This window comes from Agrobacterium sp. rho-13.3 (assembly GCF_033957765.2).
Taxonomy (GTDB): domain Bacteria; phylum Pseudomonadota; class Alphaproteobacteria; order Rhizobiales; family Rhizobiaceae; genus Agrobacterium.
The window spans coordinates 22,897-49,036 of sequence record NZ_CP192776.1 but is presented as its reverse complement, the minus strand read 5'-3'; the positions used below and the strand labels follow the sequence as shown (position 1 = coordinate 49,036).

28 protein-coding genes are annotated in these 26,140 nt (G+C 55.6%); 15 read left to right on the top strand and 13 right to left on the bottom strand.

The window, feature by feature from the left end:
* Window positions 1–230: 230 nt before the first annotated feature.
* Complete coding sequence (locus tag RMR16_RS23550; RefSeq protein ID WP_042618634.1) at window positions 231–707, top strand: VOC family protein; 477 nt, start codon at window positions 231–233, stop codon at window positions 705–707.
* A gap of 313 nt (window positions 708–1,020) precedes the next feature.
* On the opposite strand, the gene RMR16_RS23545 is transcribed toward RMR16_RS23550, so the two are convergent.
* Together RMR16_RS23545 and RMR16_RS23540 are read right to left on the bottom strand one after the other, a co-directional pair.
* A complete protein-coding gene (locus RMR16_RS23545) occupies window positions 1,021–1,872 on the bottom strand; it encodes an NAD(P)H-binding protein (protein WP_233137990.1) in 852 nt (283 codons plus the stop codon).
* Complete coding sequence (locus RMR16_RS23540) at window positions 1,869–2,312, bottom strand: nuclear transport factor 2 family protein (RefSeq protein ID WP_233137989.1); 444 nt, start codon at window positions 2,310–2,312, stop codon at window positions 1,869–1,871. Before RMR16_RS23540 ends, RMR16_RS23545 begins: the two co-directional genes overlap by 4 nt.
* Here RMR16_RS23540 and RMR16_RS23535 point away from each other — a divergent pair.
* Window positions 2,304–2,984: a TetR/AcrR family transcriptional regulator gene (locus RMR16_RS23535; protein ID WP_320200788.1), complete on the top strand. Its 681-nt coding sequence runs from the start codon at window positions 2,304–2,306 to the stop codon at window positions 2,982–2,984. The two genes, RMR16_RS23540 and RMR16_RS23535, sit on opposite strands and share 9 nt — an antisense overlap.
* A 53-nt stretch (window positions 2,985–3,037) precedes the next feature.
* Here RMR16_RS23535 and RMR16_RS23530 read toward each other — a convergent pair whose 3' ends face one another.
* Window positions 3,038–5,092 (bottom strand): pyridoxamine 5'-phosphate oxidase family protein, encoded by a 2,055-nt coding sequence (locus RMR16_RS23530; protein ID WP_320200787.1) that lies wholly within the window; start codon window positions 5,090–5,092, stop codon window positions 3,038–3,040.
* Window positions 5,093–5,145: 53 nt separating this feature from the next.
* Complete coding sequence (locus tag RMR16_RS23525; RefSeq protein WP_320200786.1) at window positions 5,146–5,757, bottom strand: glutathione S-transferase family protein; 612 nt, start codon at window positions 5,755–5,757, stop codon at window positions 5,146–5,148.
* A 120-nt stretch (window positions 5,758–5,877) separates the two neighbouring features.
* Here RMR16_RS23525 and RMR16_RS23520 point away from each other — a divergent pair, with 120 nt between their 5' ends.
* Entirely contained in the window at window positions 5,878–6,771 is an 894-nt protein-coding gene (locus RMR16_RS23520) for a LysR family transcriptional regulator (protein ID WP_320200785.1), read from the top strand.
* Between the two features lie 50 nt (window positions 6,772–6,821).
* On the opposite strand, the gene RMR16_RS23515 is transcribed toward RMR16_RS23520, so the two are convergent.
* Window positions 6,822–7,613: an aldolase gene (locus RMR16_RS23515; protein WP_320200784.1), complete on the bottom strand. Its 792-nt coding sequence runs from the start codon at window positions 7,611–7,613 to the stop codon at window positions 6,822–6,824.
* Between the two features lie 21 nt (window positions 7,614–7,634).
* Complete coding sequence (locus RMR16_RS23510; protein WP_320200783.1) at window positions 7,635–8,336, bottom strand: haloacid dehalogenase type II; 702 nt, start codon at window positions 8,334–8,336, stop codon at window positions 7,635–7,637.
* Between the two features lie 84 nt (window positions 8,337–8,420).
* Here RMR16_RS23510 and RMR16_RS23505 point away from each other — a divergent pair, with 84 nt between their 5' ends.
* The 3 genes from RMR16_RS23505 (at window position 8,421) to RMR16_RS23495 (ending at window position 10,602) form a co-directional block, all read left to right on the top strand.
* A complete protein-coding gene (locus RMR16_RS23505) occupies window positions 8,421–9,296 on the top strand; it encodes a LysR family transcriptional regulator (RefSeq protein ID WP_320200782.1) in 876 nt (291 codons plus the stop codon).
* A gap of 272 nt (window positions 9,297–9,568) precedes the next feature.
* Window positions 9,569–10,033, top strand: a complete 465-nt coding sequence (locus RMR16_RS23500; RefSeq protein ID WP_233125027.1) for a DUF1348 family protein — start codon at window positions 9,569–9,571, stop codon at window positions 10,031–10,033.
* Window positions 10,034–10,035: 2 nt separating this feature from the next.
* On the top strand, window positions 10,036–10,602 hold the full coding sequence (locus RMR16_RS23495; RefSeq protein WP_233137250.1) for a TetR/AcrR family transcriptional regulator: 567 nt from the start codon (window positions 10,036–10,038) through the stop codon (window positions 10,600–10,602).
* A gap of 27 nt (window positions 10,603–10,629) precedes the next feature.
* Here the strand turns inward: RMR16_RS23495 and RMR16_RS23490 are convergent, their stop codons facing one another.
* Window positions 10,630–11,271: a TetR/AcrR family transcriptional regulator gene (locus RMR16_RS23490; protein WP_320200781.1), complete on the bottom strand. Its 642-nt coding sequence runs from the start codon at window positions 11,269–11,271 to the stop codon at window positions 10,630–10,632.
* Between the two features lie 60 nt (window positions 11,272–11,331).
* Here RMR16_RS23490 and RMR16_RS23485 point away from each other — a divergent pair, with 60 nt between their 5' ends.
* The 4 genes from RMR16_RS23485 to RMR16_RS23470 all read left to right on the top strand — a co-directional run bounded on the left by RMR16_RS23485 (window position 11,332) and on the right by RMR16_RS23470 (window position 14,726).
* Window positions 11,332–12,384 carry an NAD(P)-dependent oxidoreductase gene (locus RMR16_RS23485; protein WP_320200780.1) on the top strand — a complete coding sequence of 351 codons (1,053 nt, stop codon included), beginning with the start codon at window positions 11,332–11,334 and terminating at the stop codon, window positions 12,382–12,384.
* Window positions 12,385–12,397: 13 nt separating this feature from the next.
* Entirely contained in the window at window positions 12,398–13,408 is a 1,011-nt protein-coding gene (locus RMR16_RS23480) for an alpha/beta fold hydrolase (protein ID WP_320200779.1), read from the top strand.
* Window positions 13,409–13,429: 21 nt separating this feature from the next.
* Window positions 13,430–14,443, top strand: a complete 1,014-nt coding sequence (locus tag RMR16_RS23475) for an ankyrin repeat domain-containing protein (protein WP_320200778.1) — start codon at window positions 13,430–13,432, stop codon at window positions 14,441–14,443.
* Window positions 14,444–14,555: 112 nt separating this feature from the next.
* Window positions 14,556–14,726 carry a hypothetical protein gene (locus RMR16_RS23470; RefSeq protein ID WP_320200777.1) on the top strand — a complete coding sequence of 57 codons (171 nt, stop codon included), beginning with the start codon at window positions 14,556–14,558 and terminating at the stop codon, window positions 14,724–14,726.
* Window positions 14,727–15,226: 500 nt separating this feature from the next.
* Here RMR16_RS23470 and RMR16_RS23465 read toward each other — a convergent pair whose 3' ends face one another.
* The 4 genes from RMR16_RS23465 to RMR16_RS23450 form a co-directional block, all read right to left on the bottom strand.
* Complete coding sequence (locus RMR16_RS23465; RefSeq protein WP_320200776.1) at window positions 15,227–15,379, bottom strand: SDR family NAD(P)-dependent oxidoreductase; 153 nt, start codon at window positions 15,377–15,379, stop codon at window positions 15,227–15,229.
* Between the two features lie 11 nt (window positions 15,380–15,390).
* Window positions 15,391–16,422 (bottom strand): LLM class flavin-dependent oxidoreductase, encoded by a 1,032-nt coding sequence (locus tag RMR16_RS23460; protein ID WP_320200775.1) that lies wholly within the window; start codon window positions 16,420–16,422, stop codon window positions 15,391–15,393.
* Window positions 16,422–17,606: an alpha/beta fold hydrolase gene (locus RMR16_RS23455; RefSeq protein ID WP_320200774.1), complete on the bottom strand. Its 1,185-nt coding sequence runs from the start codon at window positions 17,604–17,606 to the stop codon at window positions 16,422–16,424. Before RMR16_RS23455 ends, RMR16_RS23460 begins: the two co-directional genes overlap by 1 nt.
* 98 nt (window positions 17,607–17,704) lie before the next feature.
* Window positions 17,705–18,910, bottom strand: a complete 1,206-nt coding sequence (locus tag RMR16_RS23450; protein ID WP_320200773.1) for an MFS transporter — start codon at window positions 18,908–18,910, stop codon at window positions 17,705–17,707.
* A gap of 70 nt (window positions 18,911–18,980) precedes the next feature.
* Here RMR16_RS23450 and RMR16_RS23445 point away from each other — a divergent pair, with 70 nt between their 5' ends.
* The 3 genes from RMR16_RS23445 to RMR16_RS23435 all read left to right on the top strand — a co-directional run bounded on the left by RMR16_RS23445 (window position 18,981) and on the right by RMR16_RS23435 (window position 22,760).
* Complete coding sequence (locus RMR16_RS23445; RefSeq protein WP_320200772.1) at window positions 18,981–19,943, top strand: AraC family transcriptional regulator; 963 nt, start codon at window positions 18,981–18,983, stop codon at window positions 19,941–19,943.
* 1,072 nt (window positions 19,944–21,015) lie between these two features.
* A complete protein-coding gene (locus RMR16_RS23440) occupies window positions 21,016–22,155 on the top strand; it encodes a hypothetical protein (protein WP_320200771.1) in 1,140 nt (379 codons plus the stop codon).
* A 353-nt stretch (window positions 22,156–22,508) separates the two neighbouring features.
* Window positions 22,509–22,760: a hypothetical protein gene (locus RMR16_RS23435; protein WP_113221677.1), complete on the top strand. Its 252-nt coding sequence runs from the start codon at window positions 22,509–22,511 to the stop codon at window positions 22,758–22,760.
* 224 nt (window positions 22,761–22,984) lie between these two features.
* Here the strand turns inward: RMR16_RS23435 and RMR16_RS23430 are convergent, their stop codons facing one another.
* Complete coding sequence (locus RMR16_RS23430) at window positions 22,985–23,701, bottom strand: hypothetical protein (RefSeq protein ID WP_320200770.1); 717 nt, start codon at window positions 23,699–23,701, stop codon at window positions 22,985–22,987.
* A 174-nt stretch (window positions 23,702–23,875) separates the two neighbouring features.
* Here RMR16_RS23430 and RMR16_RS23425 point away from each other — a divergent pair, with 174 nt between their 5' ends.
* Together RMR16_RS23425 and RMR16_RS23420 are read left to right on the top strand one after the other, a co-directional pair.
* Window positions 23,876–24,178, top strand: coding sequence for a hypothetical protein (locus RMR16_RS23425; protein ID WP_113221675.1), 303 nt, complete (start codon window positions 23,876–23,878; stop codon window positions 24,176–24,178).
* The gene (locus RMR16_RS23420) at window positions 24,175–25,071 is read left to right on the top strand and encodes a TIR domain-containing protein (protein ID WP_113221674.1); all 897 of its coding nucleotides are present in this window, start codon (window positions 24,175–24,177) and stop codon (window positions 25,069–25,071) included. The genes RMR16_RS23425 and RMR16_RS23420 overlap by 4 nt, the downstream gene beginning before the upstream one ends.
* 116 nt (window positions 25,072–25,187) lie before the next feature.
* On the opposite strand, the gene RMR16_RS23415 is transcribed toward RMR16_RS23420, so the two are convergent.
* Window positions 25,188–25,841 carry a hypothetical protein gene (locus RMR16_RS23415; RefSeq protein ID WP_320200769.1) on the bottom strand — a complete coding sequence of 218 codons (654 nt, stop codon included), beginning with the start codon at window positions 25,839–25,841 and terminating at the stop codon, window positions 25,188–25,190.
* Window positions 25,842–26,140 lie beyond the last annotated feature (299 nt).

Genomic DNA, 26,140 nt, shown 5'->3' with positions numbered 1-26,140 from the left:
GCAAACATCGCCAGCGTTTCAGTGATTAGATCCAATGATCCAGCGAAAACTGTTTTGCCGTTGATTGCACTGCGAGCTGTGGATTCGAAAGAGGCATGTGCGGGGGTCAGCTTTTGAGGGGAATCGAACCCGAGCTATAAAATGGCTAAAGGGATTACAAGTGCTGTGACTTGTTTGGCGAATGGCTTACTGTAGCGGGACGCAACTGTTCGATATGAGAGGATTAAAAAATGGCCGAAGATGCGGGCGTGATAGCTGTGGACCATACGGGGTTCTCGGTCGCCTCGTTGGAGGAGGCGATCCAGTTCTGGACTGAGGCGATGGGTTTCGACCTTACTCGGCGAGGAGAGATGGGTGGGGAGTTCCTACGGGAGGCCACGGGGGTTGACGATCCGCGTTGCCGAATGGCGCTGGTGACGGCTCCAAATGGCTACCCTATCGAGCTTCTCGAGTATTCGACAGGCCGTACGTTGGGCCAGACACCTCGTAGCGCGGGTGCGATCGGCGCCGCGCACATCGCCTTCACGGTTACGGATATCCGCACGGCCATCGCGCGGGTTGAGACGGCGGGGTGGGCAGTGAAGGGTTCGCCGCAGCCGATACCAGCCGGCCCCCGATGCGGAACAATGGTCGCGTACATCTCCGGCCCGGATGGTATCACCATAGAGCTGATGCAGCCGCCTGTTGAACATTCCCGCGTCGTGTAACGCGACTTCGGTCAGGGAAAGCTGAACCTTGTGAGGGTTTTCCGTTCCATTGTTAGGAGCCCTCTACGCCTACTGGGTTTTTCGCAGCAAGATCGATCCTGACGAAGGATATCACGAATGGTGCCCTTGCGTTCAAAGCGACTATTACGGTTCGTCAGCATCTGGCTGGCGAACTTGTTTTTTCTCATTCGCGATCAGAGTAACGATCTCGGAAGAAGGCGTTATACAAACGCCTTGAGAGGATTCGAACCATCGGGCCGCGCTTCTTTCTTACCATGCACGCGCTCTGTGGGTGGCGGTGTGGAGGTCGACTTCATGATAGCCAGCGCTGGTGGTTTTCCCGAATAAATACGTCCGCTGATTTCGGTGCCTGTCTCGTTAGCACAAACACACAGTCGGTGACGCGGTCTTCATTCCCGTCCTCTATCCACTTATCCATTGAAGCGAGCGTCTGCGCATAATCCTTATCCAGACCACCCGCGTGATATCGCTCGGCAAGTTGATCGACGTCGAGATTCACATGTCGGATGTTACGGCCAAGAATGCTGCTCAGCTTGGACGCAACATCCGCGTAGGACAACGTTTCGTGGCCCGTCAGAATGAAATACCTGTTCCAGGATTTGTCTTCAAGCAGAGTGCTGACAGCCGCTCTGGCGATATCGGTTGCGTCAATGAAGCCAACCCGGCCCGATCCAGTTGCCGAGTAAATGGCATTCTCTTGCCGGATGGTGATCTGGTGCTGTTGGTGAGAAAAGTTCTGTAGGAACCAGGTGGGGCGCAAAACTGTCCACTCTGGAACGTTGTCGGTAAGATAAGCGTGGATCTGCCCCATCATCGGCCCACCGGCTTCCAACGATGACGCGCTGAGCAGGACAAAGCGCCGGACACCGCAGGAGCGCGCAATATCGAGGACGGGCGGGACGACTGCACCATGGTCGCTCGTATTTGTCGGAGCGACAATGTACACCGCATCTACCCCATCAAAAGCTCTCCGCGCAGTTTCCGGCTGCTGCCAGTCAAACAGAACCTCGCTTTCGCGAGACGGAGTGCGCGTGCCTATCTCTGGAATGATCCCCCGCTCTCTCAAGCCCTCCACAACCAATCGTCCGGTGGTTCCGGTTCCGCCTGTCACAAGGATTTTCGCTGACTTATCTTTCTCCATCATTGAGCCTCCGTCGTGACAGGTGAAGGTTTCGTTGCCGAGAGAAGGATAAGCGGGTTCCAGTAATCGCGGTAGCGCGTAATGAGCCCGCCCTTCAAATCGACCACCGAGACATAGATTTGATCGTAGCGTGCGCCTGTCTCGTTGGAATATCCCTTGCAGCTAAATTCGATCGTGGCTGCCTCAGAACCGGTGGCGACGATAACCCGATTTAGGTTCATCGATTCAATTGTCAGCAAATCGGCCACAGTTGGAAGATAGGCCTCAAGGGCTGGTTTGCCGACAAGACGCTCGGTAAATCCCTCAGGCGCGTAGGGAAACTCAAAAACGATATTGTCATCGCACATATCGAGAAACGAGATCGCTTCAGACGAAACTAGATCGCCCAGAGCCTGCCTCAAAAGAGACGACAGACTTGGGAACAGGTCAGCGTTATGGGTCATAGTGCTTTACTCCTGATGAATGGAACGCTATCGTTCCATCCAGTATATGGAGCACCTTGGATGGAACGCAAGAGTATCGACGAAGAGATTCGACGTAAGCCCAGCGGTGCTGCGGTCATGCGCACTGATCTGACAAAAGCCTTGGTTCGGGCCTTCTTTGAAGATTGGGCCCTCTACGGCTATGGCGGAATAAGCCTTGAGCGGGTCGCAACGCGGGCAGGTGCCGGCAAAGCCGCAATCTACCGTCGCTGGCCATCGAAGCTTGCAATGGCTTCAGAAGCGATAGAGGAGCTTGGTCTGAAGCTGACTGATGTTTCTGCTAGAGGCAGTCTCATCGAAGAGCTTGAAGCATACCTGATGATGATGAGACGCGCGCTTCGTCATCGGCTCGTCCGCAGAATATTGCCTGATATTTACGCGGAAGCCGCTCGTGAAAGCGAACTCGTTGTCGCATTGACGAGGCTTGCGCAGGCTCGTCGAGCTGCGGGAACTGCCCTGATCGAGCGTGCTATCGCACGCGGCGAGATCAATGCAAACATCGACGTCGAAATGGCGCTGGATATGATTCCATCGGCGCTCTATTGGCGCATGATTGTGACGAACCGCTCGATGAGCAAAGCTCAAATCGAGCGACAAGCGAAAGCCCTCAACGCTGCGATGAAATGTCTTTGACGTTGCACGAGGTGAGAGGGCCATAAAGTCGTCTGACAGTGAATTCGCAGCACTCACAGTTCGAGTTGCAAAGCCTCCTCCCCTTGTGCAGGAACCGAACAGCAAATCAGCGCCTCGCCATCTGCGACCGCATAGCCAGGCTCTGAGAGATAACTAACGTCACCCTTGACGATCTTCGTTCGGCAATCCCCGCAATTGCCAGCTCGGCAGCCATAAGGTGGGTTGAGGCCACTTTGCTCTGCAAGTTCCAGCAACGACCCGCCGTCCGGCTTCCATTGCGCCTGTTTTGAAGATTGCGTGAAGACGACAGGCGTCGGGACCGAAGCGGCAGGCTTGCGCGGTTTCGCCGATACGTCAACGGCGTGGTCGCGCTTAAGGCCGGAGGGGCCGAACGCCTCCGCATGGATGCGACCGTCTGCGATGTTCAGCCCGCGGAGCCCGTCATACGTCGACTGCATGAAGGACGACGGTCCGCAGATGTAGAAGTCATAGTCGCCGAACGGCAACTGTGCCTTTAACAGCGTCATGTCGATGCGGCCGACTGCATCAAAAAGGCCGTCGCTCTCGACATCGGGCGCACCGAGCACCTTGATGTCCCGAACGGTTCCTTCGCTGCGCGCAACCAATTCGCCGATTTCGCGGTCGAATGCTCTTTCGGCAGAGGTGCGCGACGACCTGAACAACCATACCTGACGGCGATAGCGCGTTCTGTCACCTGTATGGACGACATGACGCAGCATCGACAGCAAGGGCGTAATGCCGATGCCAGCGGCAAGGAGCACGGCCGGACGAGTGCGTTCTGTTGCATCGATTGTGAACGCTCCAGAAGGCGATAGAGCCTCGATCTCGTCGCCTTCGCGCATTTTATGCAGGATTGTGGATGCCCGGCCTTCGCGCTTCACACTCAGCCTGTAGAAGCCGTCCGATGGAGCACTCGATATTGTATAGCTGCGGCGGATTGCGTCCGTCCCATCCATGATGCTGATCGGCAAATGCTGGCCAGCCAGATGCGGGATGACAGCCTCGTCATCGACCGGCGCAAGGTGCAGCGAACGGATCGTCGAGCTTTCCGCGATGGTTCGCTCAACGCGGAAACGCCTCCAGGTTTTTGCCTGGGCCGCGACCTTCAAGCGGCTTGCGGCCTCGCGCCAGTCTCCCGTCATCAAGCTGCTTGGCGACATGCCATCTTGGAGAAAGCTCCAGCGCAGCGGCAGTGCATCTTTGCGCAGCACCACCTTTTCCGGCATGACGCGCCAAAGACGCTCGGCGCCCTCGAAGGCAGCGATCTCGGGCGAATTCAGTATGATCTCGACGCTGCCAGCGATCTGCAACATGTCACCCGTCTCATGATCGACGAACAGTAGCCCGGCGCGCGGATTGACGGCGAAATTGCCAAGCGTGTTGAAGAACAGGTTGCCGTTGAAATCGGGCACAGTCAGGCCACCATCGGCATCGACACGAACGAAACCGCGTCGGCCACCACGATGGGAGACATCCACCTGCCGTCCTTCACCCTCTAGGTCCACATAGGACGCCACGAAGAAAGTGTCGGCGGCTTCGATAATGCCACGCTGATGTGCGTCGAGCCGATCTGAAACAATCACTTCGGAAGACTGTCGCGTTGCTGGATCGCGCACGAAGCTGAACTGACGATGCTGGATGTAGCGCGGACAGTTGCCGAAGCTCTGTCCGACGGCAACGGAAAAACTGTCGCTGCTGCTGCGCACGACCGTACCGTTCATTCGGTTGCGTCGACGCGTGATGAGATCGACGCCGACCAGACCGATCGGGTCGCCGTCGTTCATCCCGGCTTCGGCGGGATCAGCGGGATCGCTGGCGGCATCGATACGGAGTGTCTGGGCATCGGGAGCCTGCACAAAGCCCGGTCGTCCGCTACGGATCGTCGCCCATGGAATGCCATCGCCATCGACCGTTCCGATGACGATGAACGGCAGCATCGGATAGAACTCCCGATGCTGATCAAGCATGAACGTGCGCAAGACCTTACGCCCGACGGGGTCCATTTGTTCCAGGACACCGGCGTGGCGCTGTATCTGTAGTTCACCTGCATGCCAAGGTGACGATGGTGAGAGTTCTTCAACAGGCATTCGAACCTCCTATGGGAACGACGGCCGGGCCAGCACCCGGCCGCAAGGCGATGTCAGACTGCGAGGCCGATGGCCGTTTTCGGAAGAGCGACGAAACCGGGCAAAGCTTCGATCCGCGCCAGCCAGTGACGAACCTCTGGATACGGCGCCAGATCGACATTGCCCTCCGGCGCGCCAGCGATGTAACTGTAGAGCGCGACATCCGCGACGGTCGGTGTATTGCCGATGATGAAACGGTGATTTTCGAGTTCAGCATTGATGAGGCCGAGAATCCGGTGAGCGCGGGCAATCACTTCCTCGGCGCGGAAGTCTGCTCCGAATACCGTGATCAGGCGGGCCGCGCACGGGCCGTATGAAATTTCTCCAGCGGCCACGGAAAGCCACTTCTGTATCTTCGCGACAGAGGCGAGATCGTCGGGCAGCCAGTCCTTGCGGCCAAGCTTCGTGGCGACATAGACCAGGATAGCATTGGAATCGTTGACGACGATATCCTCATCGACAAGCACAGGCACTTGGCCGAACGGGTTGAGCTTCAGGAATTCCGGCGTCTTGTGCTCGCCATTCGCCAGATCGAGGTCGATGATCTCAGCCTTCACGTTCAGCAAAGAAAGGAAGAGACAAGCGCGATGCGCATGGCCCGAAAGCGGGAAGTGATAGAGTTTCATGGTTTTCTCCCTTGAGGTCCGGACACCTTCATCCGGTAACGTGAGAAACCTAGCGGGAACCATATTTTTAGAGTAGACGGTTATTTAGGTAACCACCCTCTCGTTTTATGGAAGGCAAAGATGGACCGTCTCGACGCCATGGGTGTTCTCTTGTCAGTGGTGGAACATGGTAGCCTTTCCGCTGCTTCGCGCGCATTGCACTCGCCACTACCGACGGTCAGCCGCAAGATCTCCGAGTTGGAGAGCTTTCTCGGCATTCGCCTGTTCACCCGCACCAGCCGCCGAATCCTGCTCACGGAGGCCGGAGAGAGTTATGTCGTTGCGGCTCGTGAAATTCTGGGGCGGGTGGAGGAAGCCGAACGCCGCGCTACCGGAGAATACGTCGCACCGAAGGGAGATCTGACGATGACGGTGCCAATCGTCTTTGGCCGCCTGCATGTCCTGCCAGTCGTCACGGATTTTCTGAAAGCCTTTCCGGACATCAACATCAAACTGATCATGAGCGACCGGCCGATCAGTCTCGCCGACGAACATATCGACGTCGCGCTGCGCATCAGCCGCCTTTCGGATAGCAGCCTGATCGCTATCCGCCTCGGCTTCACGCGCACCACCGTCTATGCCAATCCCGACTATCTGAAGCGGCATTCCCATCCGTCCCATCCAGACGAACTCAAGCAACATGATTGCATCGCGTTCGAAGGCGTGCTCTCGACACGGTTCTGGACGTTCCACGACGGCGCAAAAGATATCGCGGTGCCGATCCGGACGCGCCTTTCCGTCAACACGGCGGAAGCTGCGGTCGATGCTGCAGCGTCTGGTCTCGGCATGACGCGGGTCATGGCCTATCAAGCAAAGCGCGCAGTCGATGCCGGCTTGCTGGTGCCGCTACTGGAAGATTTCGAACAAGAGGCATCGCCTGTTCAACTCGTCCATCTATCGGACGGCTTGATGCCGCTTAAACTCAGGACGTTTCTGGACTTTGCGACGCCACGGTTAAGGGCATTGTTGAAATAGATAAAAGCCATGTTATTGCGTCCCGGGGTACATTCCGGGACGCAATAAGATCAGGCGCTATAACCAGGGTCCAGCCTATCTAGAACACGGCGCAGGCTTTCCAGATGCAGTCTGGCGCTTTCGGGGTCGCCTTCCCGCATTTGCCTTGCCGTTTCCGCTGCGATTTCGAGCGAGACTGGCAGCAATATTCGACCTGTACTCATTGCCTTTAGCTGAACTTCGGCCGCACGCTCCAGATAGTAAAGATCGTCCCAAGCCTCGGCAATGTTCGGTGCGCAGACCATCACGCCGTGGTTTTTCATGAACAGGATATCCTTGTCGACGAGCACGGAGGCAATCCTGTCTCCTTCGCTTTCATCCAGGGCAAGACCATTGTAATGCTCATCGATTGCCACGCGGCCATAGAATTTGAGCGCGGTCTGGCCAGCCCAGACCAGTGGCTCGCCTTCCAGCATACTGAGGGCAGTCGCATTCGGCATGTGCGTATGAAAAGCGGCCCCCACGCGCGGCGCCATTTTGTGCACACGCGCATGGATGAAGAACGCGGTCGCCTCCGGCACGCCGTCACCGGAAATCACATTGCCCTCGAAATCGCAGATCAGCAGCGAGGACGCCGTCGCTTCCTGAAAGGCCCAGCCCAGACGGTTGACGATGAAGAGATCCGGATGTCCAGGCACGACAGCCGAAAAATGATTGCAAATGCCTTCCTCGAGACCGAGGCGCGCCGCTGTTCGAAGGCAGGCGGCAAGATCGACCCTTGCCCGCCATATCTCGTCCGTTTCCAGAGAAATATTGCGCCGTGGCGCAAGCTGGGCTTTGGGAATATTCAGTTCATGTGCCATATGGGCTTCCTCAGCAATCCGTCACATCCAGCCTGCGGCAGAAAGCACCGCTGGCACCTTATCGAGTGTTGGTACAATAGCATTCGGTCGGTAGTCCTCCAGCGGCTTGCGACCCGTTCCTCGATCGACCCAGACGGTACGAAAGCCAAGTTCGCGCGCGGCCACGAGGTCGAGATGCGGGCTGGCGCAGATATGCACCAGATCCTCCATGCCGATATCAAGGCTTTCCCAGGCATGATGGAAAGTCTGCCGTGACGGTTTGTAAGCTCCAGCCTGCTCGGCGGTGATAACGCGATCAATATGGCCGCCAAGCTGGGAAACGTTTCCGGCAATGATCGCATCGTCGGTGTTCGAGATGATCGCCAAGAGGAAACCCGCGGCCTTCAGCTCTCCAAGTGTTTGGACAACCTCCGGAAAAGGCGGCATCTTGCCGATCGAGGACGTGAGAATCTCGGCGTCGGCGGTCTCGAACGGCAACCCGAAATCACCCATAGCGCGCTCCAGCGCAAGGGCGCTGACCGCAGCAAAACGACGATGAGGCGGCTCCGCCTCCAAGGCATGTTCATGTTGGTCATAGACTGAGATAAAGGCCTTCTGGTCAACACCAGTGCCTTTTGTCGTAAGTATCCGGTCCATTGCCGCGAGCAGTCCCTCGTCCCACTGGATCAAGGTTCCGTAGCAATCGAAAGTCAGCCATGTCGGCTTTTGTCCGCTCAATGTCATGTGTTATCTCCTTTTTCCTCAGATTGACAAACTCCCACAACATTGCACAATTAAATGTGGTGATATCGTTCAGTGGAAAATCAAATGAGCTTTGGTTTCGATCTCGATCTTTTGAAAACTTACGCTGCGGTGATCGATAGTGGCGGCTTCACGAAAGCCGCTGAACGTGTGCACCTGACGCAATCAACGGTCAGCCAGCAGATAAAAAAGCTGGAGGGTAATCTTGGCACGTTGCTTTTGCGGCGCGACAAGTCCACAGGCACGATCGAGACAACGGAAGCTGGTGAATTGCTTCTGAGCTATGCGCGCAGGCTGCTCGCAACGGCAGAAGAGGCCGCTGAGGTGATGCGAAAGCCTTCGGCACCGCGCACGGTTCGCCTTGGTGTGCCGGAAGACTTTGCGGGGCGGCGCCTGATTGACCTTCTGACTGGGTTTTCTGCCGCATCCCCACATATTCGACTGGATACTGTCAGCGGCTGGAGCGCGGAACTTCGTCGCCTGCTGGACGCGCGCGAGATCGATCTGGCGCTGATCAAACGCGAGCCGGGCGATGGGCCTTGTATTGCAAGCTGGACAGAAGACCTTATCTGGGTGGAAAGTGCCACTCACGCCGCCAAGACCGACCCTGTGCCACTTGCCGTTTTTCCTGTCGGCTGCATCTATCGCGATCGCGCCATTCGCGCCATCGAGCGCAATGGCCGCCGCTGGCGGATCGCCTACACCAGCCAGGGGCTCATGGGCGTGCAAGCGGCCGTTGCCTCGGGCCTGGGCATAAGCCTCTTGCCATCCGACGCAGTTCTACCGGAGCATCGAAAGCTAAATTCGTCCGAAGGTTTTGACGATCAACCGGCGTCCGAAATCGCGCTGATCAAAGGACGGGGACCGCTCTCGCCAGAAGTGAAATCCCTCGGGCAATTTTTACGTCACAGTCTCGATAAGCAACTCAGCTCAAGTAGGTGAATGACGACTCGCTAAAGTGATGAATGCTCCAAATCCGCCGATTGACGCATTCATGTGCTGCTCAGGGGTTCACATTATGAGCCACGTAAGGCTTTGACGGTGCGCAGGTTGCGGGTTGTGACGTGATCGATGATTGCGCAAGGGAGTCCCTGCCGCTCGTCGTCGGTATATAGCTTCCCGGTCTTCGCATGCTTGACAGGTACGACGTCAGAGCACATTGTACTAATCGGTAAAATTCGTACCAATCAGTACAAGTTTAAAAAGGATCCAACATGTCACGCCCTCCACTCCCGCCCTTCACCCTGGGAAGTGCAGTAGAAAAGGTTCGCCTGGCCGAAGACGGCTGGAACACACGCGATGCTGCCAGGGTCGCTCAGGCCTATACGCTCGACACGCGTTGGCGTAATCGCGTCGAGTTCTGCACCACTCGCGACGAGGCCCAGGCATTTCTGACACGCAAGTGGAACAAGGAGCACGACTACCGCCTCATCAAGGAGCTTTGGGCTTTTGCCGGTAACCGCATTGCAGTGCGGTACGCTTATGAATATCATGACGATAGCGGTCGCTGGTTCCGCGCTTACGGCAATGAGAACTGGGAATTTGCCGAGGACGGGCTGATGGCGCATAGACATGCCAGCATCAATGAAATGCCGATCTCCGAAAGCGAGCGCCTGTTCCAATGGCCGCTCGGCCGTCGGCCGGATGACCACCCTGGCCTCAGCGATTTGGGTCTCTAGTCATGGCCCGCATGGTTGCCGAAAGATCTGACACCATAGCTCCCCTCGCCGAAGTGTTCCGTGAACACGGCTATGAAGGGGCAAGCCTTGCTTTGATTGGCAAGGCTACTGGCCTCGGCAAGGGCAGCCTCTACAACTTTTTTCCTGGTGGGAAAGAAGAGATGGTGCGGGCTGTCCTCACAGAAATCGAACAGTGGTTCGAAACTGCGATATATGCCCCCTTGCGGAACGGGAGCGATGCCAATGCTGCTATCAATGCGATGCTTGATGCCATCACGGATTACTTCAAATCTGGCAGGCGTGTATGCCTGGTTGGCGCCTTGGCCGTCTCCAATACACGAGACCGCTTCTCCCAGGCCGTTCGGGGTTATTTCGCAAGCTGGGTAGACGCGTTGCAAGCAGCGCTCGTTCGGCAGGGCCAGCACGATGAACGAGCGCGTATCCTCTCGGAAGATGCCGTGCTTTCCATACAGGGCGCAATAGTGTTGTCGCGCGCGCTGGACAACCCGGCCGTGTTTCAACGCGCCATGGACCAGCTCCGGAGGCGACTACTGGTTGTTGAAATATGACCGCTCTGCTCAGTTACTGTTGAAAAACTAAGAGTTGTTGGCGCCCGGCATCAATTCTCGAACTTCACCTGGGGCCACAGCTCCAATGAGAACCGAAAACACCTCCTCTGCCTCAGCAGCAGAGCAATTCCCGCGCGTAACGGCGGTTGTTAACGCGTCTCCTGCTGCAACCAAAGCTGCGGAAGCCAACGCCAACGATTCCGGCCGTAAGCTTGAGTGAGGCCGTAGAACTTCCACGAACATTTCGATCACAGCGTCGACTAACTCCTGGTAAACGCCTGCTTTCTCTTCGCTTCCTGCAAGCGCCGCGCCGACAGCATGAAATTCGTCACCCTGGTCGGTTCCGCAAGCCAGATAGGTTTTAGCCAAAGCCGCAACAGTCTCTCTCGCCGGTCGTTTATCCTGAGCCATAAGCGTGCGAAACGCGGTGATCCGTTCGGTGTCTATCCAACGATAGAGTTCAATTAACAGACCCGTTCTGGTCTCGAAATGCTCGTAAGTCACAGGCTTGGAGACGCCCGCACGGACTGCCAGATGGCCTAACGTCAGCCGATCAGCACCTTCCTCCCGAACGATTAAGCGCGCCGTCTCCAGGAGTTGCTGACGCCGCTCGGGCTTTGAAAGACGGCCCGCCGTCCTGTTGTCGACAGCGACTTTTGGTTTTTCCACTTGCGTACCTACTTGTAGTAACCTACCATATGTAGGTATTAGTAAAACATAGGTGTCGCAATGTTACAAGCTTGTGAAAGTCTTCACGACCCAATCCTGATTATCGGCGGCGCTGGTGAGGTCGGGCGCTGGGCTACACGCTTCTTGCGTGACCAACATCCTGATGTACCAATCCTCATTGGCGGTCGCGACGAACAACGGGCGATACGAGCAGCAGCAGCTGTCGACGGCGCGTCTGCGGTGGTCGTGGACCTCACTGCGTCCGACTTGGGTTTAGGCGAGCGGCGTGTCTCGGCAGTCGCAACGCTTTTTACCGATGAGACCGGGGCAGCTCTCCGCTGGGCCCAGCAAAAAGGTGCCGGGTATATCAACATCTCGCCAAGCATCAGCGAACTCGGTTTGGAAACTGCGACATTCATGCAAAACCCTGCCGCCGCGCCCGTCGTTTTGGGTACAGAGTGGCTGGTTGGTGCGACAAGCGTACCGTCGCTCTTGTTCGCCCGAGAATTTGGTCGTCTGGAAAACTTTCACATCGAGGCGGTGCTCGATGAGCAAGATGCGTTTGGACCTGCGGCAAATGCAGACCTTGAGCGCCAGATGTATGCTGGTGCTGCTGCTCTTATAAGAACGGCTGGCGCGTGGCGGTGGTGCCATGGCGACGAAACCAAGTCAAAGGTTCGCGCAATCGACGGTACCGAGTTGAACGCGAACCTGTTTTCGCCGAACGATGTCTTGTTGCTGGGAAACGCAATCGGCGCACCTGATATTCGGTTCGACTTGGCCATTGGAGTGAGCTCCGCCCGCCGAAATGGCGGACCGGTCTCGACTGAAATCATAATCAACCTTTCGGGCCTGGATCACGCCGGTCAGCCGCTTCGGAAACGTCACGCGATCATTCACCCCGGTGGGCAGATGCCGCTCACGGGTTTGGGTGTCGCGCTCGTTCTTGAACGCCTTGCTGGTCTCCAAGGCGATGCGCCTCGACCGGGTCTCTACTTCCCGGCCCAACTCATAGAGCACGCCACATACCTTGAAAGGCTTCGCGCTTCAGGTGGTGAAGTCATGGAATTGGAGCCGATCCAACACACGCCGCAAGGCTCGGATCAAGCATAAATTGGAGCATAAAATGAGCCATCCTAGTGTACTATCAGCCGCCACGGATCATCCCGTACTTCATTCGCAAATCGAGGCCAACGGTGCCTCTTTCCATGTCGTTGAACAAGGCCGTGGTCCAGTCGTGCTTTTCTTGCACGGATTTCCAGACACTGTGGAAACGTGGCGTAGCCAGATGCAAGTTGTTGCAGAAAACGGGTACCGCGCGATTGCGCTGGACATGAGGGGTTTTGGCGACAGCTATTCCCCGGACGATCCCGCACTTTACAGTGGGGCCCTAATTGTTGGGGACCTGATTGGCATTCTTGATGCTTTGCAGGTGCCTACCGCAACGATCGTATCGCATGACTGGGGTGCCGACCACGGGCAACGGGCGATGGTCATGCGACCAGATCGTTTCAACGGGATCATAACGCTCGGCATCCCGTTCCTGCCACGGGGCGAGTTGAGTACATGGGACTTGCTACGCAATCGCGGTCTCGGCGATCTCTATTACGCTTTCGACATGATGAAGCCGGAGACGGATGACCGGATCCGCGATGCCAGCAAGACTATTCCGAGTGCACTTTATTGGCTCTCGGGCGAGCCCGTCGAAGGAACCGGCTGGGACCCCATCGATGCAAAGCGGAATATGTTCCGACCTTCACCTGACGTGCTGCCGAGCTGGGCCGATCCAGCCTATGTGAAACACAACATCGAAACGTTCCAGCGAACGGGCTTCAGAGGGGGGCTGAACCAGTACCGTGGCGTGCAGGCGACGTTTGAGCATCTCGCTGCCTACAAGGATGTGCTGATCAAGCAGCCATCGCTTTATATTTGGGGCGATGCAGACGGGTTGTGCCGACTGTTCCACCCGGTCCCACCGACAGTGGAAGAAATGCGCGAGACAGCGCCTGGGCTCGTCGATGTCGTGCGCCTGGAAGGTGTCGGTCACTGGCCTCATCATGAGGCCCGCGAACGCGTGAATGCCGAAATCATCAAATTCCTGAACGGCCTGAATACTACCGTTTCAGCAACTGCCTAACCAATCAAGGACCATAAGACCATGACACTTTCTCACGCACTTCGTACAGGCGATCTTGCTTCGGTTAAACAAGCTATTGACGCCGGGGCCGACGTCAATGCTCGAGGCCCCGATGGTCTCACGCCGTTGATGATCGCGTCTGCGCTTGGGCAGGCACAAGCTGTTGCTTTGCTCCTCACTGCCGGAGCGGACGTGCTGGCGGCGGAACCTCGTATGGGAGCAACGGCAATCCATAAAGCGGCACAGTCCGGCAGCGCCGACGTGATCAGTGTCCTCCTCGACCATGGAGCCTTCATAGATCAGCAATCGCCCGTTCTCGGTAACACCGCCTTGATGGACGCCGTGCTTCACAAGCACGAATCTGTCGTGCGGGCTTTGCTGTCGCGCCGCGCGCGGACCACCATACGCAATTACTGGCAACAGACCGCGATCGACATCGCCAAGTATGACGACCTGCAAGCAATCTCAGCGTTGATTGAGGAACGAGATGAGGCAGATGAAAAGCACATCGCGGGCATGTTAATCGTCTCATCAGTCAAGGCCGGAAATATTGAGGAGGTGAAGCGGCTGATCGCAGATGGCGTGGATTTTGAGGTTCGGGTGCCAATAACCGGGACGTTCGATGACGACTACACGCCTCTCGGTCTTGCAGTTCGCGAAGGCCATGCCGAAATAGTACGTGTATTGCTGGATGCTGGAGCAGATCCTCGCCGTACGATCGGTCTCATGCGTGGTTCGCCACTTCACGATGCTGCCTATTTCGGAAAGGCGGATCATATCGATATTCTGACCTCATCAACAAAGCAGGGGCCCACACAGGTTGAGCTCGATGCGCAGGGACCTTACAATGGTCTAACCGCTTTGCACGATGCTGTGTGGCATGGATACGCCGATGCCGTAGCGTCTCTGGTGTCAGCCGGTGCTCGCCGTGATTTGAAAACTCACTCGGGCCTGACACCACTGAGCCTCGCTACTCTCTACGGCTATGACCGAATCGTTGAAATCCTCAGCAGCGACAGTCAGCAGGCTGCCTGATCACGCCACATCGGAAATTGCGTTTGTCGCAGCAAGTGCTGCGGCGACGCATGAGGGGTTGCGATGAGCCTAAGCCCGACGTCGCAACCGCGTTGCAAGCGCTGATGTCGCAATGGCAGGAAGCGACAAAGCAAGCAAAAAGGGGAGACCGATCATTATTGAAGTGTCGTTGTTTGCAACGACCAACGCAGGCAACTGCGCGAAGGTGATGATCGCTCCTGCGTACCACATTTTTCCGGAAAACCACGCGATTACACCAGATATGATTACTGATAAAGGATAGGCAGCGTACCAGTATGCGGTGGCATCCCAAGGTTCATTGACGTCGCCTAGATGACACACGACCTGCCAGAAAAATATGCCAAAGATCAATGTTACGACCGGTGCTGTCCATCGTGGGTTCATCATCATCGGATCAAAGGCACCTTGCAGCTATTACACGGGCCCATCACAGCTCGTGACGTTTAGGTCTACCGACTTAAGCACGACCGGCGTTGATGGTATTTGCAATTTAGTTAGAGGGGTCGCAAAAGCAAATACCGATCAAAGTCCCAACTGAATCAGGACTTCTGATGAGGACGACATAGGCTAGTTGCGGACCGATCACAACCGCCAACCCGTGCTCAAATATTGGAGACAAGACTTTAGGGGCGCCGACTCGGTTTGAGGAGACTCAACACCTAACGTTTCGATGGATGGGGTTTTGACCGGACCTTGACTGAGCACATCCAGCGGATTCCGCGGTAGTTTCCTCGCCCAATAGCGCGGCTTTCGATAGCATTTTCAACGAGGCCCGTCAGCGCGTTGTCGATCGTTTTGGCGGCGACCGGTAATAATCACTCGCGCTCCCTCAGCGATAAATTGACGGGCAGTCGCGGGACCAACTCCACGGCTTCCGCCTGTGACGGCAGCCGTTTTTCCGTCGAGCTTTCTCATCGTTCTTGCCTCTAGCTTTGAGTTGGTGTGGGTGGGGTAAGATCATTGCGACCAGTGGTCTCGAGACCTGCCGCCTCGGCGACCAGTTCGAGGGAATGCAATCGCGTCGCGTGTTCGTATACATCCGAAACGACCAACAACTCGTTGGCACCCGTCGTCTTGACCAGTGCCTCAAGCCCGGTTCGAACCGTCTCGACGGACCCAATGATCGAGCAGGACAGCATTTGCAGCACGCGCATCTTCTCACTTGGCGACCAGAAATTCTCCATGTCGTCGATGGCAGGACGCGTAAGCAGGCGTGCGCCGCGAATGATATCGACAAACGACATCTGCTGCGTCGTGGCGAGCGATTGCGCTTTTTCGTCCGTCTCAGCAGCGATGATGTTGACGCCGATCATGGCGTAGGGTTCAGCAAGTTGTTCACTGGGTTTGAAGCGCTCGCGATAGATATTGAGCGCCGAGATCATGTGCTCGGGCGCAAAATGCGATGCAAACGCGTAAGGCAACCCGAGTTCCGCCGCGAGCATTGCTCCGAAATGGCTGGAGCCGAGAATCCACAATGGTACGTTCGTTCCGGCCGCGGGAACCGCCACGATTTGCTGGCTATCTCCCGGTGATGCCAGGAAAGCCTGTAGCTCAAGGACATCCTGCGGGAAATTGTCGGCGTCTTGCGGCGAACGACGCAGCGCTCTGAGCGTGCGCTGATCGGTACCCGGTGCTCGGCCCAGCCCAAGGTCTATACGATCCGGGAAAAGCCGCGCCAGCGTTCCGAACTGCTCGGCGATAATATATGGCGCGTGATTAGGCAGCATGATGCCGCCAGCACCGACCCGGATCTGGGATGTCGCTCCTGCAAGATGGGCGACAACGATCGATGTCGCAGCGCTGGCAATGCCGGGCATATTGTGGTGCTCAGCAATCCAGATGCGTTTGTAACCCAGCATTTCGGCATGGACAGCAATGCCGCGAGCGTTGGCAAGCGTTTCGCTGGCATCAGATCCCTCGCTTATACGGGCGAGTTCCAGAATCGACAGCGGTATCATTATTCGATACCCTTTTTGGACAGCCATTCGTGCATGGCGAGATTCACTTCCTCTTTTCTTTCGACCATGAAGAAGTGACCGCCTTGAACCCTTACCTCGCTGAGGTCCGCACAATCGTCGCGCATCGGTTCCGCAAGCCGGCTATTCACTGTTTCGCAGACGACATCGAAGTCTCCATGCAAGAACAGAACCGGCATATCGAGATGGCCGAAATTTTGAGCTTCAGTTGCATATTCAATGTTGGCTGCGTCATTGAGATACCAGGCGTTTACGCCGGCGAACCCGGTTTCCGAAAAGGCGGAAACAAAGAGTTCATAATCGGCCTCGGGGATCATCCCGAAGTCGGGCGCCACTGCCGGAGCACGATGGCTTGGGCCAAACCATCCCTGATCCTGGCGTAGAGTCGCGGTAAACGCGGGCTTGCCGACCGCTTCTTGAGGACCAGGCCGGTATAGGGCCGCGATCGTTGCCGGAACATCTATCTCGAAATCCCGGTTGGCGGTTTCAAATTGTTCTCTGTAATAGAGCCAGTAGTCCCACTGGCCGACCGGATATTTCTCGACTGGATAAAGATCGCGGTCGACCAAAGCGACAAGATGAGGCAAAGCGAAACCACGCGCCATATAGGGTACGGACATATTGATGACTGCGCGGCACCTTTCGGGATGATGAGAAGCCATAGCCCATGCGATCGGAGCACCCCAGTCATGCCCGACCCAGACCGCTGCCGTGGCGCCGAGAGCGTCGTGTAGTTCTATCATGTCGGTGACGATTTCCTGCACGGCATAGCTGCTAACCTCAGCATGGACGGAGGAGCCGCCGTAACCGCGCATGTCAGGCGCGACGCATCTCCACCCGGCAGCTGCAAAATGCTCCATCTGCGCGCGCCACATGACACCCAGCTCGGGATGACCGTGCACAAAAATCATCAGCGGGCCCGTTCTAGGACCAGCCTCAATATAGGAAGTCCGGTGCCTGGAGGTGGTCACCTCACCAACGGAGAAGCCGGAGATATTTTTGATGTAATCCGACGATTTCCCTATGAGCCTGCTCGCGGCAAGCACCGCGTTTCCTGCAAGCGCAAAGCCCGCAAAGGAGGCTGCACCAAGAAGAAAATTCCTTCGTTGCACAGCATGAATTGCTGCATGTCCAAGACTGCCAAATTCTAACATTTTGCTTTCCATATTTTTCGTTCCCGCCTGAAATTGGAGGTAATTTCCGATGCGAGAGGGTTTCGGTGGGAGCGCCAACTGCGCTGGCGCGGCGATACCGGTGTGGGTGATTATTTTCGCGAAAGAAGAAGCATTACGGAGCTTCCCGCGATTGCCGTCAGGCAGAAGTAGATCATGACGCTCTCTATACCCAGATTGTCGACGAGCATGCCTCCCGCCACGGCGCCGATGGCAATTGCCCCTTGCGTGGTGGTGACGAGGAGGGCGCCTGCGCTTTCGGCATGGTCCGCACCTTCTTGCGTCGTCCATGTCTGGGTGCCGACGGGTAGCGCACCAAATGCAAAGCCCCATGTCGTCACCGCGAAAATGGCTGTCACCGTGCTGTGTCCAAAGACCAACAGCGTGAATGCAGCAAAAGCCAACAGAACCGATGCCACGCCGATCTCCAGCCTGACGCTTCTTTCAGCGAGGAAGCCACCGGCAAAGTTTCCGAAGAGACCTCCGCCTCCGAAGGCGAGCAGGGCCAGAGAGATCGTGTGCACGTCGAGATGCGGCACCTGCTCGAGAAACGGCCGGATATAGGTGTACCCTGCGAAATGTCCGGAGAAGGCAAGAAGCACCGTCACAAATCCGATCCGGATGCTGCGCCGCCGTAGAAGAATCGCGAAGGTACCAAGGCGGGGCGGGGTTTGGGGAGATAGGCTCGGCAGCGTGATCAGTTGCATCAACAAAGCGAATGCAGCCAGACCGGCCGCCACAGTGAAAGTGACGCGCCATCCCCAGAGATCGCCGAGAAAGGCTCCGAGCGCAGGAGCACACACGGTCGCAGCCGCGATGCCGCCGAAGATGACGGCGGTCGCCCTTGGCAGCATATGCCGGGGGACCAGGCGAAGCGCAAGAGCGGCGGCCAGCGCCCAGACCCCGCCCAGCGCGATTCCGACGCCAATACGAGCAAGGATCAGCACCCAGATGTTCCACGCCACACCCGCAAGGAGATTGGACAGCACGAGCAGGAGCGACAGGCCCCAGATCACGAGGCGGCGATCGAGCCTCGCCGTTCCAAGGACAACGACAGGTGCCGCGACGGCCGCGACGAGCGCCGTTGCGGTTACCGCCTGCCCAGCGGTTCCAGCGGTGACGCCGAGATCATTGGCCATGGGTGTCAAAAGGCTGGCTGGCAGAAACTCCGCTGTGACCATGGCGAAGACACCAACGGCCAGCGATGCGACCGCACCCCAGGCAGCCTTTGTCGGTCCGACATCGGGGGAAAGATCGCTATAGGATATCGCATCATTGTCACAGGACGTATGGGACACAGGCAGGCTCCGGTTTGTTTCCAGAGTCGTACCGTGGACGAATTGGCGTTTCCATGTTATAGAATCTGATATGCTTAGCAATTCCTCTAATTCACCGCCAGTTGATCATCTCACCGGCATGCTGCAAAGTTTACGGCTCGACGGCATCGAGTATGGGCGGCGTCATCTTGACGGCTCCTGGGCATTCTCTTTTCCGCAAAAACAGAACGCATATTTCCATTTCGTCGGAGGCAGAGCCTGCTGGCTCCTGACGCCGGGAGGAGAATGGTTGGAGCTACTAGCCGGCGATGCTGTTTTACTGCCGCGCGGAGGAGCCCACGCACTTGCCAGTGAGCCAGGCGCCATACGGCAACCTTTCCCCCAATGGCAGTGTCGCCCTCTCGGCGAAGATGTCTACGATCCGAGCACTATGGCGACCGGCAGCAACTGCCTGGTGTTCTATGGGTCCATGCGCTTCAATTTGGACAGCCTGCATCCCCTGCTCGGAATGATGCCGGACGTCATGCAAGCCAAGGAGCTCATGCGTCACGAACCCGCCACGCTTCAACTGCTTGATGCAATGGCTTGCGAGATGGCGGCAAACCGCGTCGGCGCGTGTGGGATTGTAGCGCGGCTCGCGGACGTCCTTGCGGCGCAGATCATCCGCTCCTGGGTGGAATACGGATGCGTCGGCGCCAGTGGATGGATCGCAGCGGTTCGCCATCCGCAGATCGGACGTGCCCTAGCTGCAATTCACTCCCACACAAAGTATGATTGGACCGTCGAGAAACTTGCTGATCTGATAGGCGTATCGCGATCAGGCTTTGCTGCCAAGTTTGCCAACGTGGTTGGCGAAACACCGGCGCAGTATATCGCACAGGTGCGTATGCATCAGGCCCGACACTGGATCGTTCGCGACAACGCGCGAATTTCCGATGTATCACAACGCCTTGGCTATGAGTCGGAAGCTTCTTTTAGCCGGGCCTTCAAACGGGTGATGGGTGCGCCTCCAAGTCACTATCGATCAGCAAATATTGAAAGTGCAGCACACTAAATGCCGGCATGTAGCAAGCGCCATTGGGAATGTTCCTGCCAGGCCGCTGTACGAGAGCAGTGAGCTCTGATCTCGCAAAAACGAGTGCGTCGTTTCCGGATCGTTTTATCGATCATTTGGATTGTCGGCCTGGAAGCTTTTGAGAGGGTGCACGTGACTTCCGAGTGCGTGCCCCCTCAGACGCCAACACCACGCCTTGAGGGGAATCGAACCATCGAATCTTGGCCAGAATAGATAAGTCACTAATTTAGAAGAGATTTCCCGTCTGAAGAGCGAATGCCCCTCTCCGTGACCATTTACGTTCAGGCGCGATCGTCGGAGTTTTGCCGATGCGGTCTTGATGATAACGAAGACCTCCAGGCTGTCTTCATCGGTGACGGAGGATTACCCGTCGTGTGCAATGTTCGTCGACTTCATCACGACGACGCTCCTATCAATTTTCATCGGCCTTCGAAGCTCAGCAACGTTTCGTTGCCGAGTTTCGAAGACAGCCCTCAGATTGTTTCGGAAGCGCTCTCCACCGCTGTATGGAAAGAAAATTACTGGCCGCCAACATTAATAAATGGCGCTAACGCTAAAAGGAATATGTTTATCAGCATAATAGGCATTTTCTAAATTGTTTATTTTTGCATAACCTCTGCGTTGACTAGCTTTTTCGAATGTAGTAATAGTTAGTTATTTAGTACCGAGCGAGTGTGGAAGATGGCTGTTGGAGACCGGGTACGACAAGAGCTCGACGCCCTCGAGCTTGAATTCCTAGCGATTGAAGAATTCAGGGGATTGGCCAAAACTCCTGGCGGACGCTTGACCGATTTTGGACGGGCATTTTTGGATTTTGCGCATGAGAACGACGTGAGGCAGATACTTGTAGCAAGACTTCTCGGAATTTCACCGGGGGCTGTGTCGCAACACCATCGTCGTTGAGCGAGCCTGCGGTATCTCGGGTGGAGCACCTAGGCATGCAGGGTGGAACGAGATCACAAAAAATAAAGCCCCAAGACCGGCGGACCTGTCTCAGGGCTGGGTCGCAAGGCGCTCGCCTCGCTGCTCTGATGAAAGAAATATGTGACCTATGGCGGAAAGTCAAGAAATCTTCTCGTACTCGACGGAGGCGCTCGCGAACCTTGAGCGGAACATCTCCGCAGCCAGACTTGCTCCCTACCTAGTTCATGCCGGAAACGACCGTGTCATGGCTATGAAAAGATATCTTTGGAATGCTCGGCTAGCGAAGTCGTTCCTATATCCGTTGCAGATGACGGAAATCACAATTCGGAACTCGATGCACGGTGCATTTCGGCAGCAATATCGAACTGCGTCGTGGATTTTCTCTCCAACTTTTCAGATGACGACGGAGAGCGAAGCTTCCCGCAAAGCGGCACATGGCCGCCTGGTGAGACGCAAGCCCCACCCCAGCGCGGACGACCTAGTTGCGTCATTGTCGTTCGATTTCTGGTCCAATCTTTTTCGCGACGACTATGAACAACTTTGGCTCACGCCCGGTCTACTGAAAGCCGCTTTCCCGCTTTTGCCTGACCATATCGATCGACCGCGTATCAAGTACCTCGTCGCCAAGATAAACAGACTGCGCAACAGGATCGCGCATCACGAGCCCATCCATTCGATGAACCTTCCTGAATATCTCAAGGATATACAGGAACTCCTTTCCTACCTCTGCCTGACCACTGCAGCTTGGGTCGATACCAACAGCACGGTGATGCGCGCCTGGCATACCCCACCAGTGCAGGCATCTGAATTTGCCGGGACACCTCTAACGCTCGCCAAATACAGAGCACCGCAACAGATCCTGGAGACCGATACACTTGCAAAAGCAATGGTGGCAGTAGATGCCGGCCGACCACGTGCGGCTTTGGTTTCCAATCCGGGCCTGACACCGCCTTATGAAGTGCTCACACCCTCAATTATATCAGCGTTCATCATGCAGGAAGCGACAAAACCCGAGTCAGGCGACATGATCGATCTGAACGCTCACACTGTTCGGGAAGTCCTCGATTCGGGAGAGAAGGTCACGCTATCATCTATTGAAATCGGACTGACAACCGGAGATCTGAAGTCTCTGTTTTACCCGATTGTAACCAAGGTTCAAAAGAAGAGCGGCACCGCGCCGCGCCCACCAGCAGCAGTTTTGATGATGAACAGCGGGGTGTCCGGCATCCCGATCGGCATCGTGTTCAGACCGGACATCAAGCTTTAGGCGCGGCCAACTGGTAGAACTGGCGACAGGGGGCGATATGCACGCCCACTCAGTGTTCCGCGCGTGACCTGAGCCCCAATCTCCCTCCAGCCTTAGAGAGCAGCCTGAACGCCCATGCTCTGGGACCAAACCTTGGACCGCCGGGAACTAGAGTTTTCCGGCTCACCACCTGCTCGGACCGGGGGACATCGCACGCCACAGCCAGAGCATCCCCAGCTCGCCTGCCAGTACGTCGATGCGGTCTTTGCAGCTGGACGGGCCCCAGGTAGGTAAATTTTGACCTTTTGGTTTATCAATCTAATGCCGTTTTAGCGCTACTTGTGTCGCACGAGACAGCCACAAGGAACATCGCAATGGCAAACGACATCACTACACTGCAGTTCAACGAAAATGGCTTCAATACGCTGAAAGCCGAGGTGCAAGCACTCGTCGAACTCGTGGGTCATATTTCAGATGAGTTGACGCCTGCGCAAAGGGCTAATGTCATCAAGAAGCAGGAGGCGGAGATCAAAACACCCAAACAGATTGCATTAATTTCTCAAACCCGTGGTTTTGATCTGATCGCCGGCGAGAACGCGGTGCGGATCAAACGCAAGCTTACCTAGCGCTAGGTAGGTATTCGACGAGACCGCTTATGATGGCTTTGTTACATACATCGTAAACCAAAATCTAAAAGACGAGACCTGCCGCATCCGGTCAATTTGCGGTCTTGTTGGCTGCATCAGCTCGGAACGGTTCAAGATCAATCTATCGGAATATATAACGCCGGACACTGCTGTCTAGTTGGCTTAATGCATATTCCATACAAAGTAATCGGACATGGTTTGGGCTAGGTGGTATCGAAAGGGTAGGTTTCTCCAGGGTAGAGGAAATGATCCTTGTTGCAAGAGTCGAGCCCTTGTAAGTGAATAAGCTGTTCGACTTTCGATAGGCGTCTTCTCTTGCCGCTTGTGTTCAGCTCCGGCTGAAAGTGATAGATCAACTGCATCTCCAGGTTGGCAAGCAGGTTTTCGACCGCGGCGAGCGGCTGGATCATTTCAAGCGGTACGTATTCAGTCGCTTTGTCCATGAAGGTCACGCACCCCAGATAGAGACGTTTTTCGGCGGAGCTGAATTTGGGATGATGCAATTTCGATATTGCGGTATGTCCACCGGAAAACCGCTTGGACCTCGATGAAGTCTTTCCAATGTAGACTATGGTCTCCGGACCTTCGTCAGTTTTGGTGGTTATAAAATAGAGCGGATAGGATTGCAAAGGCAGGGGGCCGCACCGACCGAGAATCATTTCTTGCTCTTCCCGGTCTATGGGAAGCGGCTTATCAGCCCCTATGACCTCGCATGCTTTGGTCACATATTCCCTCACCTCGCGCCAGCTGCTTTGAAGGCTTTGTGCCTTTACCGTATGCGCGACATGTAATGGAACCCAATCATCAAGAATGGCGCCGCAACCGACATCACTATCGAGATCAATACTAGAAATGTTGCGAAACGGCGGTTTCGGAGCTTTTCGCTCAATCCACGGGCTGAGTGCTGAAAATAACTTCAAGATGCATTACCAAAATGTGTTGCGTCACGAGAAAGGACAGCAAGAGCCCGAAATTACTACGACTCCATGCGCACCTCAATTTAAGGTTTTGTTTAACCTGTGGATACCCGTCCCTGGCACTTCTAACTTCTCGGGCCACCCTGCCATACTGCCAAGCAGGCAAGGAGGGTGAATATGTTGAAGATTAAGGGCTTGGATAAGCTCACCAAAGACCTAAACCGCCTCCAGAAGGTTTTTTCGGAGATGGACGGTGAGCTTGGAAGCGTGAAATTTGATCCGGAAGATCCCGGCAGTATCGAGACCGCTATCGCGCAAGCCGAGCAGATGATCGATGAGCGATTGGAGACACATTCTTCCAATTCTCTCGTGGCCTCGGTGATAGAGCAAATGAAAGAACACGCTCGCGAGGCAATTATTAGGCGAGCTGCTAAGGCTCGCCTTAACAGCGGTGATGACACTGAAGGAAAAACCGAATGACTCCAACTGCGCCTGATCTTTTCAAGCAGATCGACAATGCCGTGCTTGATCTTCAAGGATCGCAGCTGCAAACATATGAACGGCCGCTCAAGACCCTCGCTCGCCTCCTATTAAACCCGGATTTGGAAGCGAGCAACGCCGAGCTCACTAGCGGCTTGGACTTGGACGCATTTCTTGATTCCCAAGACAAACACGGCGGGATGGGTGCGGAGACCCTCAGGTGGCCTGACGATCCTGAAAAGACGATGGGCTTTACGTTATTGCTAATTCGCAGGTTCGCAGAAAAGCCGGACTGGATGACTGATTTCGGACATGAATTTTACTCGACAAGCAGTAAAATCATTTCAACGGTTCACAACATCACACGCCACATGATCATCCCCTTCGTGCGGGATTACAAAACCTATGTGCTTAGCCATGGTAAGACCGAAGCAAAGCTGGTGCGACCTTTGACGAACAAAATTTTTATCGTGCACGGGCATGACGGCGAAGCCCGTGAAACCGTAGCCAGATTCCTTACGAAGATTGGTTTCGACCCGATCATCCTGCACGAGCAGGCCAATCGCGGGAAAACCGTTATCGAGAAGGTGGAAGCCAATAGCGACGTAAGTTTCGCTATCGTGCTTTTGACGCCGGATGACGAAGGCTGCGCAAAAGGCGGCGTACCGGAGCCACGGGTACGACAGAACGTAATGCTGGAGCTTGGATATTTCATCGCGCTTCTTGGTCGTGCCAACGTGTGTGCGCTTAAACGAGGAACAGTTGAAATTCCGAGTGACTTCGCAGGCATCCTATGGGAGCCGATGGACGATAACGGCGGTTGGAAAACCAAATTGGCCCGGGAACTCAATGCTGCGGGTCATTCGATCGACTGGAACAAGGTGATGGTTTAACCCTGACCGCGTATCCGATGCACTGACTGTTCCATCTGCTCGTCGAGCTGTCGTTGGTGCTTAGCCTCTTTCATTGCGGTGCAAGCGCTGCCGTAGTTTTATGCCTTAACAACGACTTATCGGCTCAAGAGTCTTTCGATAGCGGCGACCGCTAATGCTCCGCTGATATATGAGCCGAACGCTTGGATTTTGCTGTCCTTTGTTCCATCGGCGAAGTCCACCACGGATTTAATTACTAGCCAGTGTGGTTGGGGCTCCAATGCTTCATGACACGCCCAAGCGACCGCAAACGCCTCCATGTCTACGCCGAGCATTTTTCTTTGTTGCGTAACAACTCCAGAGAAAAATTCTTTATGATTTTGAACTGCGGCACCTGAAGCAAGCGGTGCTACATGAAACGTCGGAACTGCCTCCGGCCGATAGCCGGGGCTCTTTCTATAGAGTTCATCTAACAAAGCTTTGTCGTTTGAAAGTTCTGTCAAAACGCCGACGACCCGAGCTGATGCAGCAGCGTGAAATGGCGCCGGCTCGAAAACGACTTCACCCTCGACCTCGGTAAACTTCCCGCTGCCGTAATCCCAGCTCAGGTTCGCACCAATCGCGTCGCCTAGTTTGCAATCACCCCGACGACCAGCGCAGACGCCAGTCATGACCACTAGCTTAGGCTTGAACAATGTAATTGCTTTCGCGGCTGTCACGCCTGCAGACACCAATCCCATCTGCGGCAGACACATACAAATGGCCGACACCGTTTTATCCCCGAATGGCATCTGGGCAGACCAATAAATCGCAGGATCTCCAGGGAAAGTCACAACTTCCCATTTGCAGCCTGACACAGCATGCTGATGAGAGGATCAAAATATTTCAAAACGCTAAGTGATTTCAGGGGGAAATACTGTGGACGTTAATCCTACAGAGTGGCTCAACGCTGCAGAGCAAATCTTCAATAAGCGGCCTTAACGTTGAGCGAAAGCTATATAAATTCTTGCTTTGCGACTCTTTGGCGTATTGGATAACGAGGGCCTCAAGGATAGAGGCCCGTAGAACTCAATTATATTCCTGTAACTCT

Bases quoted from the DNA above. Each gene is read 5' to 3' on its own strand.
- RMR16_RS23550 (WP_042618634.1), top strand. From the start codon at position 231: ATGGCCGAAGATGCGGGCGTGATAGCTGTGGACCATACGGGGTTCTCG.
- RMR16_RS23545 (WP_233137990.1), bottom strand. From the start codon at position 1,872: ATGATGGAGAAAGATAAGTCAGCGAAAATCCTTGTGACAGGCGGAACC.
- RMR16_RS23535 (WP_320200788.1), top strand. From the start codon at position 2,304: ATGGGTCATAGTGCTTTACTCCTGATGAATGGAACGCTATCGTTCCAT.
- RMR16_RS23540 (WP_233137989.1), bottom strand. From the start codon at position 2,312: ATGACCCATAACGCTGACCTGTTCCCAAGTCTGTCGTCTCTTTTGAGG.
- RMR16_RS23530 (WP_320200787.1), bottom strand. From the start codon at position 5,092: ATGCCTGTTGAAGAACTCTCACCATCGTCACCTTGGCATGCAGGTGAA.
- RMR16_RS23525 (WP_320200786.1), bottom strand. From the start codon at position 5,757: ATGAAACTCTATCACTTCCCGCTTTCGGGCCATGCGCATCGCGCTTGT.
- RMR16_RS23520 (WP_320200785.1), top strand. From the start codon at position 5,878: ATGGACCGTCTCGACGCCATGGGTGTTCTCTTGTCAGTGGTGGAACAT.
- RMR16_RS23515 (WP_320200784.1), bottom strand. From the start codon at position 7,613: ATGGCACATGAACTGAATATTCCCAAAGCCCAGCTTGCGCCACGGCGC.
- RMR16_RS23510 (WP_320200783.1), bottom strand. From the start codon at position 8,336: ATGACATTGAGCGGACAAAAGCCGACATGGCTGACTTTCGATTGCTAC.
- RMR16_RS23505 (WP_320200782.1), top strand. From the start codon at position 8,421: ATGAGCTTTGGTTTCGATCTCGATCTTTTGAAAACTTACGCTGCGGTG.
- RMR16_RS23500 (WP_233125027.1), top strand. From the start codon at position 9,569: ATGTCACGCCCTCCACTCCCGCCCTTCACCCTGGGAAGTGCAGTAGAA.
- RMR16_RS23495 (WP_233137250.1), top strand. From the start codon at position 10,036: ATGGCCCGCATGGTTGCCGAAAGATCTGACACCATAGCTCCCCTCGCC.
- RMR16_RS23485 (WP_320200780.1), top strand. From the start codon at position 11,332: ATGTTACAAGCTTGTGAAAGTCTTCACGACCCAATCCTGATTATCGGC.
- RMR16_RS23480 (WP_320200779.1), top strand. From the start codon at position 12,398: ATGAGCCATCCTAGTGTACTATCAGCCGCCACGGATCATCCCGTACTT.
- RMR16_RS23475 (WP_320200778.1), top strand. From the start codon at position 13,430: ATGACACTTTCTCACGCACTTCGTACAGGCGATCTTGCTTCGGTTAAA.
- RMR16_RS23470 (WP_320200777.1), top strand. From the start codon at position 14,556: ATGGCAGGAAGCGACAAAGCAAGCAAAAAGGGGAGACCGATCATTATT.
- RMR16_RS23465 (WP_320200776.1), bottom strand. From the start codon at position 15,379: ATGAGAAAGCTCGACGGAAAAACGGCTGCCGTCACAGGCGGAAGCCGT.
- RMR16_RS23460 (WP_320200775.1), bottom strand. From the start codon at position 16,422: ATGATACCGCTGTCGATTCTGGAACTCGCCCGTATAAGCGAGGGATCT.
- RMR16_RS23455 (WP_320200774.1), bottom strand. From the start codon at position 17,606: ATGGAAAGCAAAATGTTAGAATTTGGCAGTCTTGGACATGCAGCAATT.
- RMR16_RS23445 (WP_320200772.1), top strand. From the start codon at position 18,981: ATGCTTAGCAATTCCTCTAATTCACCGCCAGTTGATCATCTCACCGGC.
- RMR16_RS23440 (WP_320200771.1), top strand. From the start codon at position 21,016: ATGGCGGAAAGTCAAGAAATCTTCTCGTACTCGACGGAGGCGCTCGCG.
- RMR16_RS23435 (WP_113221677.1), top strand. From the start codon at position 22,509: ATGGCAAACGACATCACTACACTGCAGTTCAACGAAAATGGCTTCAAT.
- RMR16_RS23425 (WP_113221675.1), top strand. From the start codon at position 23,876: ATGTTGAAGATTAAGGGCTTGGATAAGCTCACCAAAGACCTAAACCGC.
- RMR16_RS23420 (WP_113221674.1), top strand. From the start codon at position 24,175: ATGACTCCAACTGCGCCTGATCTTTTCAAGCAGATCGACAATGCCGTG.
- RMR16_RS23415 (WP_320200769.1), bottom strand. From the start codon at position 25,841: ATGCCATTCGGGGATAAAACGGTGTCGGCCATTTGTATGTGTCTGCCG.